Origin of the sequence: Stenotrophomonas sp. GD03930, from assembly GCF_029839665.1 — a bacterium.
GTDB classification, from domain to species: Bacteria; Pseudomonadota; Gammaproteobacteria; order Xanthomonadales; family Xanthomonadaceae; genus Stenotrophomonas; species Stenotrophomonas forensis.
The window spans coordinates 244059-256764 of the sequence record NZ_JAOCAV010000001.1; the positions used below are offsets into that span (position 1 = coordinate 244059).

The 12706-nt window shown below is 67.1% G+C and carries 14 protein-coding genes; 7 read left to right on the top strand and 7 right to left on the bottom strand.

What is annotated here, in order from left to right; all coding sequences use genetic code 11:
- The first annotated feature begins 96 nt into the window (after positions 1 to 96).
- A complete protein-coding gene (locus tag N5C18_RS01200; RefSeq protein WP_053449205.1) occupies positions 97 to 1056 on the top strand; it encodes an acetyl-CoA carboxylase carboxyltransferase subunit alpha in 960 nt (319 codons plus the stop codon).
- 313 nt (positions 1057 to 1369) lie between these two features.
- Here the strand turns inward: N5C18_RS01200 and N5C18_RS01205 are convergent, their stop codons facing one another.
- Positions 1370 to 1825 (bottom strand): CopD family protein, encoded by a 456-nt coding sequence (locus N5C18_RS01205; RefSeq protein ID WP_053508248.1) that lies wholly within the window; start codon positions 1823 to 1825, stop codon positions 1370 to 1372.
- Positions 1826 to 1974: 149 nt separating this feature from the next.
- On the opposite strand from N5C18_RS01205, the gene N5C18_RS01210 reads away from it, so the two are divergent.
- Both N5C18_RS01210 and phaZ read left to right on the top strand, forming a co-directional pair.
- Complete coding sequence (locus N5C18_RS01210; RefSeq protein ID WP_279943613.1) at positions 1975 to 2565, top strand: class I SAM-dependent methyltransferase; 591 nt, start codon at positions 1975 to 1977, stop codon at positions 2563 to 2565.
- 93 nt (positions 2566 to 2658) lie between these two features.
- Entirely contained in the window at positions 2659 to 3966 is a 1308-nt protein-coding gene (phaZ, locus tag N5C18_RS01215; RefSeq protein ID WP_049458151.1) for a polyhydroxyalkanoate depolymerase, read from the top strand.
- 200 nt (positions 3967 to 4166) lie between these two features.
- Here the strand turns inward: phaZ and N5C18_RS01220 are convergent, their stop codons facing one another.
- Both N5C18_RS01220 and N5C18_RS01225 read right to left on the bottom strand, forming a co-directional pair.
- A complete protein-coding gene (locus tag N5C18_RS01220; RefSeq protein WP_279943614.1) occupies positions 4167 to 5156 on the bottom strand; it encodes a sensor domain-containing protein in 990 nt (329 codons plus the stop codon).
- A complete protein-coding gene (locus N5C18_RS01225; protein ID WP_049458153.1) occupies positions 5153 to 5518 on the bottom strand; it encodes a PadR family transcriptional regulator in 366 nt (121 codons plus the stop codon). The genes N5C18_RS01220 and N5C18_RS01225 overlap by 4 nt, the downstream gene beginning before the upstream one ends.
- Before the next feature lie 136 nt (positions 5519 to 5654).
- On the opposite strand from N5C18_RS01225, the gene N5C18_RS01230 reads away from it, so the two are divergent.
- The gene (locus N5C18_RS01230; RefSeq protein ID WP_279943616.1) at positions 5655 to 6557 is read left to right on the top strand and encodes a peptidylprolyl isomerase; all 903 of its coding nucleotides are present in this window, start codon (positions 5655 to 5657) and stop codon (positions 6555 to 6557) included.
- A 247-nt stretch (positions 6558 to 6804) separates the two neighbouring features.
- Here the strand turns inward: N5C18_RS01230 and N5C18_RS01235 are convergent, their stop codons facing one another.
- Positions 6805 to 7059, bottom strand: coding sequence for a hypothetical protein (locus N5C18_RS01235; protein ID WP_279943617.1), 255 nt, complete (start codon positions 7057 to 7059; stop codon positions 6805 to 6807).
- A 139-nt stretch (positions 7060 to 7198) separates the two neighbouring features.
- Positions 7199 to 8071 carry a DMT family transporter gene (locus N5C18_RS01240; protein ID WP_279943618.1) on the bottom strand — a complete coding sequence of 291 codons (873 nt, stop codon included), beginning with the start codon at positions 8069 to 8071 and terminating at the stop codon, positions 7199 to 7201.
- Between the two features lie 115 nt (positions 8072 to 8186).
- Between N5C18_RS01240 and N5C18_RS01245 the strand changes: the two genes are divergently transcribed.
- Both N5C18_RS01245 and N5C18_RS01250 read left to right on the top strand, forming a co-directional pair.
- The gene (locus N5C18_RS01245; RefSeq protein WP_049456458.1) at positions 8187 to 9131 is read left to right on the top strand and encodes a LysR substrate-binding domain-containing protein; all 945 of its coding nucleotides are present in this window, start codon (positions 8187 to 8189) and stop codon (positions 9129 to 9131) included.
- 69 nt (positions 9132 to 9200) lie between these two features.
- Entirely contained in the window at positions 9201 to 9494 is a 294-nt protein-coding gene (locus N5C18_RS01250) for a hypothetical protein (protein ID WP_005408721.1), read from the top strand.
- A 41-nt stretch (positions 9495 to 9535) separates the two neighbouring features.
- Here N5C18_RS01250 and N5C18_RS01255 read toward each other — a convergent pair whose 3' ends face one another.
- Together N5C18_RS01255 and N5C18_RS01260 are read right to left on the bottom strand one after the other, a co-directional pair.
- On the bottom strand, positions 9536 to 10318 hold the full coding sequence (locus N5C18_RS01255) for a DUF4349 domain-containing protein (protein ID WP_279944492.1): 783 nt from the start codon (positions 10316 to 10318) through the stop codon (positions 9536 to 9538).
- 32 nt (positions 10319 to 10350) lie between these two features.
- Positions 10351 to 10707, bottom strand: coding sequence for a GFA family protein (locus N5C18_RS01260; protein WP_164241123.1), 357 nt, complete (start codon positions 10705 to 10707; stop codon positions 10351 to 10353).
- 112 nt (positions 10708 to 10819) lie between these two features.
- Here N5C18_RS01260 and N5C18_RS01265 point away from each other — a divergent pair, with 112 nt between their 5' ends.
- The gene (locus tag N5C18_RS01265) at positions 10820 to 12628 is read left to right on the top strand and encodes a DUF885 domain-containing protein (protein WP_279943619.1); all 1809 of its coding nucleotides are present in this window, start codon (positions 10820 to 10822) and stop codon (positions 12626 to 12628) included.
- The last annotated feature ends 78 nt before the right edge of the window (positions 12629 to 12706 follow it).

Below are 12706 nucleotides of genomic sequence, written 5' to 3' on the forward strand. Positions count from 1 at the left end.
GCCCGGCTGCGCTACCGTCGCCTTCCAGACGAGGGCGTACGGGCGGTTTGCACGCATTCGGCTAGAATTCCCCTCTTCTTTACACGACGGCTTCCGATGAATCCGAACTACCTCGACTTCGAGCAACCCATCGCCGACCTGGAAGCCAAGATCCAGGAGCTGCGCAACGCCAGTGCCGGGCCGGCGGTCAATGTCGAGGCCGAAGTGCACGCGCTGCAGGACAAGCTGCGCATGCGCACCGCGCAGATCTTCCGCAACCTGACCTCGTGGCAGGTGCTGCAGCTGGCCCGCCACCCGTCGCGCCCGTATACCGCCGACTACATCCGCATCATCTGCGATGAGTTCCAGGAACTGGCCGGTGATCGCGCCTTCGCCGACGACAAGGCCATCATGGGCGGCCTGGCCCGCATCAACGGCCGCGCGGTGATGGTGATCGGCCACCAGAAGGGCCGCGACACCAAGGAAAAGATCAAGCGCAACTTCGGCATGCCCAAGCCGGAGGGTTACCGCAAGGCGCTGCGCCTGATGAAGATGGCCGAACGCTTCGGCCTGCCGGTGCTGACCCTGATCGACACCGCCGGCGCCTGGCCGGGCATCGACGCCGAATCGCGCGGCCAGTCCGAAGCGATCGCACGCAACCTGATCGAGATGGCTGAACTGAAGGTGCCGATCATCTGTACCGTGATCGGTGAAGGCGGCTCCGGCGGTGCGCTGGCGCTGGGCGTGGGCGACCGCACCGTGATGCTGGAGTACTCGGTGTACTCGACCATCACCCCGGAAGGCTGCGCCTCGATCCTGTGGAAGGACGCCGGCAAGGCCAAGGACGCGGCCGAGCAGCTGGGCCTGACCGCCCCGCGCCTGAAGAGCCTGGGCCTGGTCGACAAGGTCGTGCGCGAGCCGACCGGTGGCGCCCACCGCAACCCGATGCAGATGGCCAAGCGCCTGAAGGCCGTGCTGCTGAACGAACTGGACGCGCTGGAAAAGCTGCCCACCGAACAGCTGCTGGAACAGCGCTACACCCGCCTGCGCAGCTACGGCACGTACGAAGCGGCCTGATTCTTCGGCTTGTTACTTTCTTGCTCGTGCAAGAAAGTAACCAAAGAACACGCCGCCGAACGCGAGCCGGTGCCATGCACCGGTTCCCTGCGCTTCTCGGTGAATCAGGGGACGGCGCCGAACTCGCTGCGCTCAGACATCGGCGCCTCTTCGCCCCTGTTTCACCTGCGATGCTCGGCTCGCTCATGGCGGACCTGAACATCAAAAGCCACAGCTACACCCAGTAGATCCACGCCATGCGTGGATGCCTCTGCTTTGGCGAAGAATCACGCGAACCCGAAGAGCCAAGCACGGCTCTACGGATAGCGGGATCTCAGAACGGCTTGGCCAGCACCAGCCACACGATCGGAATGAACGCCAGCAGCGGGATCTCGTTGATCCAGCGCAGCGCGCGCGACGACGGCAGCGCCCTGCCCTTGGCCACGCCCTTCAGCAGCCGCCCGATCCAGATGAAATACGCCAGCAGCACCACCACCAGCCCCAGCTTGGCATGCAGCCAGCCAGCGCCGCCCGGCGCCACCATGGTCGGGAAATCCGGGATGACCTTGTAGCCCAGCCACAGCACCAGGCCCAGCAGGAAGGCCAGGCCGAACATCGAATGGCCGAAGCGGTACAGGCGCAGGCCCATCAGCTGCAGGCGCTCGGTCACGGCCGGCTGGCCCACGGTCTCGGCCAGGTTGACCAGGATGCGCGGCAGGTAGAACACCGTCGCCATCCACGCCACCACGAACACGATGTGGAAGGTCTTCACCCAGTAGTAGCTCTGCATGCGCTTGCTCCGGCGGCTGGCGTAGATGGGCGGTCATTCTCGCATGCCGTGGCGAAGCCGCTGCAGTCCCGCACGCCGCGACACATCGACGCATGGCGCGCCGCAACACCGTACGATAGGCGCCGTTTTCCCCGATCATGCACCGCCCCATGGACAAGACCTACGACGCCGCCTACTTCCAGCGCTGGTACCGCCGCGCCGACATCGGCGGCAGCGCCCGCCTGGCGCGCAAGGTCGCGTTGGCCGTGGCCAGTGCCGAGTACTACCTGGAGCGACCGATCCGCAGCGTGCTGGATATCGGCTGCGGCGAAGGCGCCTGGCGTGCGCCGCTGCTGAAGCTGCGTCCGAAGGTCGAATACCTCGGCTTCGACAGCAGCGAGTACGCTGTGCGCCGCTACGGCAGGACCCGCAACCTGCACCTGGCCAGCTTCGGCGATTTCGCCTGGCTGCGGCCCTGTGCCCCGGTCGACCTGCTGGTCTGCTCGGACGTGATGCACTACGTGCCCGACCGCGAGCTGCGCGCCGGCCTGGCCGGCGTGGCCGAGCTGACCGGCGGCGTGGCCTTCCTGGAGACCTTCGCCGCCGAGGACGCATTCGAGGGCGACCACGACGGTTTCCAGGCCCGCCCGGCACGCTGGTACCGCCGCGCGATGGCCCGGCACGGCCTGCAGCCGGTCGGGTCGCACTGCTGGCTCGGCCCCGCCCTGGCAGGCGATACGGCCGCGCTGGAACGGATGTGAATCCGGATTCATTATTTTCAGCCAACTTAACCTGCGGGACACTCGGATGGGATATGCTGCGCGGCAACATATGACCATACATATTCGGTCGTCATGCTCTATCAACTGCACGAACTGACCCGCAACCTGCTCGCCCCCTGGGTGCACCAGGCCCAGGCCAACGCCAAATTCTTCGCCAACCCGGGCCACTGGTGGTCGCAGATGCCGGGTGCCGATCGCCTGGCCGCGGTCAACGAGTTGTTCCATCGCATCGGCAAGGATTACGAGAAGCCCGAGTGGGGCATCAACGAAATCGACGTCGATGGCGAGCGCGTGCCGATTGTCGTGCACGAGGAAGTGAGCAAGCCGTTCTGCAAGCTGCTGCGCTTCAAGCGCCACAGCAATGAAGCCGACCAGCTGCACACCATGCTCAACCAGCCGTTCGTGCTGGTGGTCGCGCCGCTGTCCGGCCACCACGCCACCCTGCTGCGCGATACCGTGCGCACCCTGCTGCGCGACCACCGCGTGTACGTCACCGACTGGGTGGATGCGCGCATGGTGCCGTCCAGCGAAGGTGAGTTCGGCCTGGACGACTACATCGCCTACATCCAGGAATTCATCCGCCACCTTGGCGTTGAGCGCCTGCACGTGGTGAGCGTGTGCCAGCCGACCGTGCCGGTGCTGGCCGCGGTTTCGCTGATGGCCAGCCGTGGCGAACCGACGCCGCGCACGCTGGTGATGATGGGCGGCCCGATCGATGCGCGCTGCAGCCCGACTGCAGTGAACAACCTGGCCACGCAGAACCCGCTGTCGTGGTTCGAGAACAACGTCATCCACACCGTGCCGCCCAGCTACCCCGGCGCCGGTCGCCGCGTGTATCCGGGCTTCCTGCAGCATGCCGGCTTCCTGTCGATGAACCCCAGCCGCCATTTCAGCTCGCACTGGGATTTCTACACCGACCTGGTCAAGGGCGACCTGGAAGACGCCGACGCGCACCGTCGTTTCTATGACGAGTACAACGCGGTGCTGGACATGCCGGCCAAGTACTACCTGGACACCATCCGCGTGGTGTTCCAGGACTTCCTGCTGCCGCGTGGCGAGTGGGTGGTCAATGGCGAGAAGGTCGACCCGTCGGCCATCCGCGATACCGCGCTGCTGAGCATCGAAGGCGAGCTGGACGACATCGCCGGCCTCGGCCAGACCGAAGCGGCGCAGGCACTGTGCACCGGCATCAGTGCAGACCGCCGCGAGCATTTCATCGTCGAAGGTGCCGGTCACTACGGCATCTTCAGCGGCCGCCGCTGGCGCGAAGTGGTGTACCCGAAGGTGCGCGACTTCTTCGCCGCGCATGCCGAGGCACCGGCGGCGAAGGCCACGAAGAAGAAGAGCAACGTGACCCCACTGCGCCGCAAGGCGGGGTAACTCGCCCATGGTGGGTGCCGACCTTGGTCGGTACGACCTGGTAGATGCCAACCTTGGTTGGCGCTCTACCGTCAATCCCGGCATCTGATGGAGCGTGCCAACCGAGGTTGGCACCTACCAAAGCCGAGCCCGTCAGGCATTTCGATAGCTGATGGAGCGTGCCAACCGAGGTTGGCCCCCACCCAAGCGTGGATTCGCGGTTACAGCCGCACCAGCAGGTTCTTGGCGATCAGCCCGTGCAGCTTGCCGATGCCGCGTGCCAGATGCAGGGTCAGCACCAGCAGCAGCGCACCCACGGCGGCAACCACGATCGCTACCAGCGGCGAGGCCGCCATCGGCAGCACATTCACGCCGTCCACATAGATGCCCGGAATATCGCCGCTGAAGATCGCCGCCACCGGTGCCCAGATCATGCCCAGCGACAACGACAGCAGCGTCACCGCGATGGTGAAGTAGATGATGCCCAGCGGCAGCATCAGCACGAAATACAGCAGGGTCAGCCAGGTGCGGCCATCGGTGAACATGTCGCCGATACGCTGCAGCCAGGTGCGGCTGCGGTCGGTGTAGCGCGGACGGCGGGGCATGCGTTCGCCCAGCAGTGCTTCCACCAGCCGCCCTTCCAGCAATGCCAGCCCGCGCACCGAGCCGAAGAACAGCACGGTCAGCGGAATGCCGATGATCAGGATCAGCAGGCCCAGCGACAGCGACAGGCCGGTCACTACCCAGGTGAAGAAGAAGATGCCGGTGGCCAGCGACAGCAGCATGTAGAACAACGCGCCATAGGTGTGCGGATCCGCCACCACGCCGAAGAAGCGTGCCAGCAGCGAGCGCTGTACCGGCGCCGGCGGCGGCGCGGCCGGCTCGACGCCGCTGGCCTCGGCTGCCGCACGCAGCATCGGCGAGGTATCAGCACGCGGCGTGCGCAGCGCGCGGTTCACCGTCACTTCGGTCTCGCGGTAGATCTCGGCCACTTCGTCCGGCGCACCATAGCTGCCGGCGACGTCGGCGATCACCTCGGCCTCGCTGCGGCCGGGCTGTGCCGCCAGCTCCGAACGCAGGTACTCCTCGGCGTCGTACAGGGCGTCCTGCACCATCGCCGGGTCGGCACCTTCCAGCGCCGCGCGCAGCTGCGCCAGGTACTGCGGAATGGTGGTCGGCAGGGCACGGCCTGCCAGGCTCGGGTCGTTCATTGCGGTACCCCCTCCAACACGGAATCGACGGAATCGCGGGTGGCCTGCCAGGCCTGGCGCCATTGCGCCAGCACCTCGCGGCCACGTTCATTGATGCGGTAGTAGCGCCGCGGAGGCCCGCTGCTGGACGGCTCGACATGGCTTTCCAGCAGGCCGGCCCCTTCCAGGTTGCGCAGCACCGGGTACAGCGCGCTCTGCTTGCCGCTCAGCACGCCCTCGCCCACCCGCTCCAGCTCCTTGGCAATGAGGTAGCCGTACAGCGGCTGCCCGGCCCGGGCCAGCACCGCCAGCAGGGCCAGCGACACGGTTCCAGCGCTCAGCTCCTTCTGGAACTTCTTCAGGTGGACATCGTCTTCGACCATGACCGGCCCTCCACTACGTTGAAGTCCACAGTAGTGCGAAGTTCGGTATAGCGAATGTGTCGTTAGTCATCGTGCCGGTTGGCGTGGCCGGGCCGCTCGCGCAGAATCGAAGCCTCGTTCATGTTCCGGGGTTCCCATGCCGCACCGCCGTCGCCTTGCCCTGACCGCCCTCGCCCTGGCCTGCCTGCTGCCCGCGCTGGCCAACGCGGCCACGCCCTACCGCAGCCCGCAGCAGATCCTCGACGCGTCGGCGGCCAGCGACTGGCGCACGCCGGACCCGGCCAACCTGCTGTACATGGACCTGCCGGCTGGCCGGGTGATCATCGAACTGGCGCCGCAGTTCGCCCCGCGCCATGTCGCCAACATCCGGACCTTCGCCCACGAACACTTCTGGGACGGCACCAGCATCTACCGTTCGCAGGACAACTTCGTGGTGCAGTTCGGCGATGCCGACGCCGATGACGCGGCCAAGGCCAAGTCGTTCGGCAGCGCCGCACGCAAGCTGCCGGCCGAATTCGAACGCGCCAGCGCCGGCCTGAAGGTGAGCGTGTTGCCGGACAGGGATGGCTGGGCGGCGCAGACCGGCTTCGTAGACGGCTTCCCGGTCGGCCAGGACCCGCAGGCCGGCAAGGCCTGGCTGGCGCATTGCTACGGCATGCTGGGCGCCGGCCGCAGCAACGAGGAAGACAGCAGCATCGGCGCTGAACTCTATGTGGTGACCGGCCAGTCGCCGCGCCAGCTGGACCGCAACATCACCCTGGTCGGCCGCGTGCTGAAGGGCATGGAGCTGCTCAGCGCGACCCCGCGCGGACCGGCACCGATGGGTTTCTACACCGACCCGAAGCTGCGTACGCCGATCGTGTCGATCCGCCGTGCAAGCGACGTGCCGGCGGCCGAGCGCACGCCGATACAGGTGCTGCGTACCGATTCGAAGACCTTCGCCGATACGGTGGAGGCGCGGCGCAATCGCGTGGATGATTTCTACAAGCGCCCGGCGGGGCATATCGATCTTTGCAATATTCCGGTGCCGGTGCGGTGATGGTTTCCGCACGTTACGCGTGCTGAAGGCGCTTCATCGTTCATGGGCGTTACTTTTCTTTTCGCGCGAAAAGAAAAGTAACCAAAAGAAACGCGCCGCCAGGTCGCGAGCCGCCGTGCTTCGCACGTCGGTTCCCTGCGCTTCTCGGTGAATCAGGGGGCGGTGCCGAACTCGCTGCGCTCAGACATCGGCACCTCTTCGCCCCTGATTCCCCTGCGATGCTCGGCTCGCTCAAGGCGGACCCAGATCAAAGGCCGCAGCTGCACCCAGTAGATCCACGCCATGCGTGGATGCCTTTGCCGTTGATCTTGACCTTCCAGTCCGCCTTGAGCGAGCCGAGCACCGCAGGTCCGGCGAGGGCGAAGAGGCGCGGGTGTTTGAGCGCAGCGAGTTCCCGCGCCGTCCCTCGGCGGGCCGAGGAGCGCAGGGTACCGGTGCGCAGCACCGGCTCGCGACCTGGCGGCGTGTTTCTTTGGTTACTTTCTTGATGGCGCACATCCATGTGCGCCACCCTACGGGCCGGCTGCGCCGTTCCACGCTGCTCCTGCAGCGCGGTGCACGAGCAAAGAAAGTGACACCTCCCCGCAGGCGCGGAAAAGAGCTGCCGGGCACCGCCCGGCACTACCAGTGCGTCGACGCCCTCAGCCCTTCTGGCTCACCGCCACGCTCCCCAGAATCAACGCACCGGCAATCAACATCTGCACCGTCACCGCCTCCCCCAGGAACAACCACGCGAACGCCGCGCCGAACAGCGGAATCAGGTAGGTCACCGTCGATGCGCGCGACGGGCCGATGCGACCGATCAGGCGGTAGAACATCAGGAACGCCAGGCCGGTGCAGGCCACGCCCAGGGCAATCGCCGCACCCCACGCCTTGAGCGGAATCGCCGCCTGTGGCCAGTGGCTCACCGCCATTGGCAGCATCCACAGCGAAGCGCACGACAACGTCGCCGCAGCAGCGGCCGCCGACGGCAGGCCGGTCATGTGCCGCTTCACCAGGTTTACGCCCAACCCGTACATCAGCGACGCCGCAGCGCCGGCGATCACCGCGGTGCCGATGCTCAGGCCCGACACCTTGGCCGTGGCCAGCACCACCACGCCGGCAAAACCGACCAGCAGCGCGCCAGCACGGCGCATGCCGATCTTCTCGCCGAAGAACAGGAAGGCGATCAGCGCGGCGAACAGCACCGTCATGGCATTGCAGATCGCACCGATCGCAGCCGGTGCCTGTTCGGCGGCATAGGCGAACAGCACGAACGGCAGCGCCGAGTTGATCAGGCCGATCGGGGCGAGCCACAGCCAGCGCCGCGGCGGAAACTGCGCGCGGGCACGCCACAGGAACGGCAGCAGCACCAGCGCGCCCAGTACCAGCCGCACCTCGACCAGGGCGAACGGGCCGAACGACGGCACCGCCACCCGCATGAACAGGAACGAGCAGCCCCAGATGGCGCCCAGCAGAGTCAATTCCAACGGCGTGCGCCAGTCGCGCTCGGCCGCCTGTGGGACCGCATTCATGCCCTGCCTCCGTCCATCGTCGGTTCCTCGCCAAGGCACACAGGATCGGGCGAAGACGCCCGCCGCACAAGCGCGTAGTATCGCTGCCAGCCACAAATATGGTTTGAGGCTGGACATGCAGCTACGCCCCTCCCTGCTCCCGGCGCTGGCCGTATTCGCGGTCGCCGCGCGCCACCAGAACTTCGCCCAGGCCGCGCAGGAACTACACCTGACCGCCAGCGCGGTCAGCCATCATGTGCGCCGCCTGGAAGAGGTGCTGGAGACCCGCCTGTTCCTGCGCCATGCGCGCGGGGTCCGGCTGACCGCCGAGGGCCGCCAGCTGGCCGATGCCGCCAGCGCCGCCTTCACCGATGTTGCCGCCGTCGCCCACCACCTGCATCCCGCTGCGGACAGCGTGCCGCTGCGGATCACCACGCTGCGCTCGTTGTCGTACTGCTGGCTGCTGCCCCGGCTGCCGCGCTTCACCCAGGCCCACCCGCACATCCGCATCGAGCTGCATACCGGCAGCGGGCTGGATCGCTACGACGACAACGGCCCGGAAGTCGGCATCCGTTATGGGCTGGGCCAGTGGCCCGGCCTGCGCGCGCAGCACCTGATGGACGACTACCTGTTCCCGGTGGCGTCGCCGGCGCTGGCCGGCGTGGAATCCCTGGCCGATCCGGCACGCATCGCCGGCCTGCCGCTGCTGACCGATCTGTCGCCGCAGGGTTGGCGCGACTGGTTCCGCCATGCCGGCGTGCGCCCGCCCTCGCCGCTGCCGCCGATGCATACCTTCGCCGACAGTACCGATGCGATGCGCGCCGCGGTGTACGGCATGGGCGCGGTGCTGGCGCGCACCCACATCGCCCAGCCCTACCTGCAGCGCTACGAGGTGGTGCGCCTGCCCGGACCGGCGCTGAAGGCGCGCTACGCGTATCACGTGGTGCACGCGGAAGGGCAACCGCCAAGCCAGGCCGCGCGCCTGTTCATCGACTGGTTGCTGGAGCAGGCGCAGGACGAACGCACGCCGATTCCCGCCTTGCCAGACAGCCTGCTGGGACGCCCACCCACGCACGCCTGACTGCGCCCTCACCCGTTCTTTGCTTCGCGCTGGCTAGGCTGCTGTCGAACCCCACAACGTACCCATGCCATGGCCATGCTGCGACTGCGCATCACCGGAACCGAAGACGACGCCCGCGCCATCAGCGACCTGCTGCTCGGCCTGGAAGGCATCGAACACGTCGAGGAAACCGACGACCTGATGCCGCACATGGACGACGACGACTCCAGCTCGGCCGGGCTGTCCGATGACATCGGCCCGGGCATCCATGAACTGGAAGTGGAAGTCGGCAATGAAAGCACCGCGCAGAAGGTGCGCGATGCGGTGCAGGAACTGGCACTCGAGCTGGACGTGTTCGTCGAATACGAAACCGACGAAGGCTGACCCGGGCAGTGCCGGCCAAGGGCCGGTACACCACGGACGGATCAGGAAGTGGGCGGCAGCTTGCGGCGACGACGACGGCGCAGCCACGCGCGCACGCCCCAGGCGGCGATCAATGCCAGCACGCCCACCGGCAGCAACGCGGCGGCGGCACGGATCAGGAACGCAACGCTGGTGTTGAGGATGCTGCCCGATTCACGCAGTGCGTCACCGATCTCGCTGCGGCTGCGCTGGCCGGAGGTGGTGTCGAAATGGATCGTCACCAGCTGGGTATCGATGCGGCGGCGCTGCTGTGCGGCATCCTTGTTGGCCTGCTCGACGCCGGCCTCGATCTCCGACAGGCGCGTGGTGATCGCCATCAGGTCCTCGACCTTCAGATCCTTGCGATCCTGGTAGGACAGCAGCCGCGCATGCTCCTTCTCCAGCCGCGCCCTGGTCAGTGCGGTGTCGGCCACCTGCTGCGCGAGGTCCTCGGCGCGCGTACTGCGCGACTGCAGCGTGCCGCCCTCGCCGGCCATGGCGATCAACGGCTCAGTCCCCTTGGGCGCGATACGCACCTTGACCTCACCACTGGGCTGCTCGCCACTGCGCTGGTCGACCTGCAGCACCGCGCAGTCGCCGAACGTCGCGCTCTGGCAGGCCTGTGCGATCTGCCGGATGCGGGGCGCGATCTGCGCCGCGTCCAGCTGTACCTGCACGTCATGCTCGTAGGCAAGGAACGCGCCTTCCGGCGAAGCAATGGCGGCGTCGGCCGCACTGGCGCCTGCTTCCGCCGCCCGCTGGCCACTCTGGGCGCAGGCAGCCAGCGCCAGCAGCAGCACCGGCATCGCCGCGGCCCGCGTCCACGCACGCAGCGGCCTCAAAGCGCAGCTCCGTCGTAGGACATCACCGCCAGCGTGGCCAGGTCCACCTGCGGCACGCAGCGCACGTTCACCGCCACCATCGGCGCGCCGGTACGCGGATCCACCGCTTCGCTGTAGGGCGCGATGCCGCATTCGCGGCAATGGTGGTGGTCGATGTGCGCCTTGTTGAAGTGGTAGGTGGCCACGTCGGCCGGGGCGGTGGTCAGCTGGAACGCCTCGCGCGGGGCGAACCACAGCAGGCCGCCGCGGCGCCGGCACATCGAGCAGTTGCAGTCGATGACATCGCTGATCGGCGCTTCGGCCTGCACGGTGAATGCGATCCTGCCGCAATGGCAGCTTCCCTGGTATTCCATGTCCTGCGCTCCGCTGGAGAATCCTTGTCGGCGCCCATGGTAATCCTATGGCACGGGGACAAAGCAGCCTCAGCGGCCTATGCTCGCGGTTTGACCCTGTACAGGAACGCCGATGCGCCCGCATCTCCTTGCCCTCGCCCTGGTCGCCGCCCTGGCCGGTTGCCAGCCGGCCGACGCCCCGACCACCGGTTCCACCCCGGCCGCCAGCCAGCAGGCCGGTGACGCCGCCGTCGATGCCGCCTTCGCCGATCTGTCCAAGCGCGCCCTGGACACCTGGATGCAGCTGTCGCCGGTCAGCGCCACCCAGATCGGCGACCACCGCTACGACAGCGAGCTGGATGACCTGAGCGCCGCCGGCCAGCAGAAGACCGTGGCCGCCTACAAGGCGCTGCTGGGCGAGCTGGACAAGATCGAGGTGGCCAAGCTGGGCCGCGAGAACCAGGTGGACGCGGCGATCCTGCGCAACCAGCTGCAGTCGGAAATCTGGAACGCCGAAGTGCTGCAGTCCGGCAAGTGGGACCCGCAGCTGTACAACGGCATTGCCGGCAGCGCGATCTATGGCCTGATGGCACGCGAGTTCGCGCCACTGCCGGAGCGCCTGAAGTCGGCCACCGCACGCATGGAAAAGCTGCCGGCGATCTTCGCCCAGGCCCGCGAGAACCTGGACCCGGCCCGCGTGCCGAAGATCCACGCCGAGACGGTGGCCAAGCAGAACAAGGGCATCCTCAGCATCGTCGATACCTTCATCACCCCGCACATCGGTGAACTGCCGCAGGCCGACCAGCAGCGCCTGCAGGCCGCCATCGACGGCCTGAAGAAGGCGGTGGACGAGCAGCAGACCTGGCTGGACAGGACCCTGGTGCCGAACGCCAAGGGCGATTTCCGCATCGGTGCGGAAAAGTACGACCAGAAGCTGAAGTTCGCGCTGAGTTCGTCGCTGTCGCGACAGGAGATCGGTGAGCGTGCGCGCGCCGAACTCAAGCGCGTGCGCGAAGACATGTATGGCATCGCGCAGACCGTGCTGAAAGACAAGCCGGGTGCGCCGGAGATGCCGGCCCAGCCGACCGACGAACAGCAGCAGAAGGCGATCGAAGCCGCGCTGGAACTGGCCTACGCCGACAAGCCGGCACGCGACAAGGTGGTCGACGATGCCAAGGCCGCGCTGGAGCAGTCCACCGCGTTCGTGCGCGAACACGACCTGGTGACCCTGCCCGACGCGCCGGTGGACATCATCCTGATGCCGGAATTCCAGCGTGGCGTGGCCGTGGCCTACTGCGATTCGCCGGGCCCGCTGGACAAGAACCTGAAGACCTTCTACGCCGTGTCGCCGATTCCGGACGACTGGAACGACAAGCAGGTCGACTCGTTCCTGCGTGAGTACAACTCGCGGATGATCCACCTGCTGAGCATCCACGAAGGCACCCCGGGCCACTACCTGGAGGGCTGGCACTCGGCCAAGTTCCCCTCCACCCTGCGTGCGGTGCTGCGTTCGGGCCTGTTCGCCGAAGGCTGGGCGGTCTACACCGAGCGCATGATGCAGGAGCAGGGTTACCTCAACAACGACCCGCTGTTCCACCTGGTGCAGCTGAAGTTCTACCTGCGCACGATCTCCAACGCGATCCTCGACCAGGGCGTGCACGTGGACAACTGGGATCGCGAAAAGGCGATGCACCTGATGACCCACGACGCGTTCCAGCAGGAAAGCGAAGCGGCCGGCAAGTGGGTGCGTGCACAGCTGACCTCGGCGCAGCTGCCGACCTACTTCGTCGGTGCGCAGGAACACTTCGATACGCGCAAGGCGGTGCAGGAAAAGCTGGGCGACAAGTTCAACCTGAAGGCGTACCACGACCAGGTGCTGTCCTACGGCGCACCGCCGGTGCGCTTCGCCCGCCAGCTGATGCTGGACCAGCCGATCGAGTGATCGGGACGGTGTGAGATGAAGCGGAGCGGCCCGGGGAAACCCGGGCCGCTTTTTCTGTTCGCCCCTGCTTGGGCTGCT

Excerpts from the sequence above, each read along its gene's own strand:
- N5C18_RS01245 (WP_049456458.1), top strand. The coding sequence starts at position 8,187 with ATGCAGCTACGCCCCTCCCTGCTCCCGGCGCTGGCCGTATTCGCGGTC.
- N5C18_RS01220 (WP_279943614.1), bottom strand. The coding sequence starts at position 5,156 with ATGAACGACCCGAGCCTGGCAGGCCGTGCCCTGCCGACCACCATTCCG.
- N5C18_RS01240 (WP_279943618.1), bottom strand. The coding sequence starts at position 8,071 with ATGAATGCGGTCCCACAGGCGGCCGAGCGCGACTGGCGCACGCCGTTG.
- phaZ (WP_049458151.1), top strand. The coding sequence starts at position 2,659 with ATGCTCTATCAACTGCACGAACTGACCCGCAACCTGCTCGCCCCCTGG.
- N5C18_RS01200 (WP_053449205.1), top strand. The coding sequence starts at position 97 with ATGAATCCGAACTACCTCGACTTCGAGCAACCCATCGCCGACCTGGAA.
- N5C18_RS01255 (WP_279944492.1), bottom strand. The coding sequence starts at position 10,318 with ATGCCGGTGCTGCTGCTGGCGCTGGCTGCCTGCGCCCAGAGTGGCCAG.
- N5C18_RS01210 (WP_279943613.1), top strand. The coding sequence starts at position 1,975 with ATGGACAAGACCTACGACGCCGCCTACTTCCAGCGCTGGTACCGCCGC.
- N5C18_RS01225 (WP_049458153.1), bottom strand. The coding sequence starts at position 5,518 with ATGGTCGAAGACGATGTCCACCTGAAGAAGTTCCAGAAGGAGCTGAGC.
- N5C18_RS01235 (WP_279943617.1), bottom strand. The coding sequence starts at position 7,059 with ATGGATGTGCGCCATCAAGAAAGTAACCAAAGAAACACGCCGCCAGGT.
- N5C18_RS01205 (WP_053508248.1), bottom strand. The coding sequence starts at position 1,825 with ATGCAGAGCTACTACTGGGTGAAGACCTTCCACATCGTGTTCGTGGTG.
- N5C18_RS01250 (WP_005408721.1), top strand. The coding sequence starts at position 9,201 with ATGGCCATGCTGCGACTGCGCATCACCGGAACCGAAGACGACGCCCGC.
- N5C18_RS01265 (WP_279943619.1), top strand. The coding sequence starts at position 10,820 with ATGCGCCCGCATCTCCTTGCCCTCGCCCTGGTCGCCGCCCTGGCCGGT.
- N5C18_RS01260 (WP_164241123.1), bottom strand. The coding sequence starts at position 10,707 with ATGGAATACCAGGGAAGCTGCCATTGCGGCAGGATCGCATTCACCGTG.
- N5C18_RS01230 (WP_279943616.1), top strand. The coding sequence starts at position 5,655 with ATGCCGCACCGCCGTCGCCTTGCCCTGACCGCCCTCGCCCTGGCCTGC.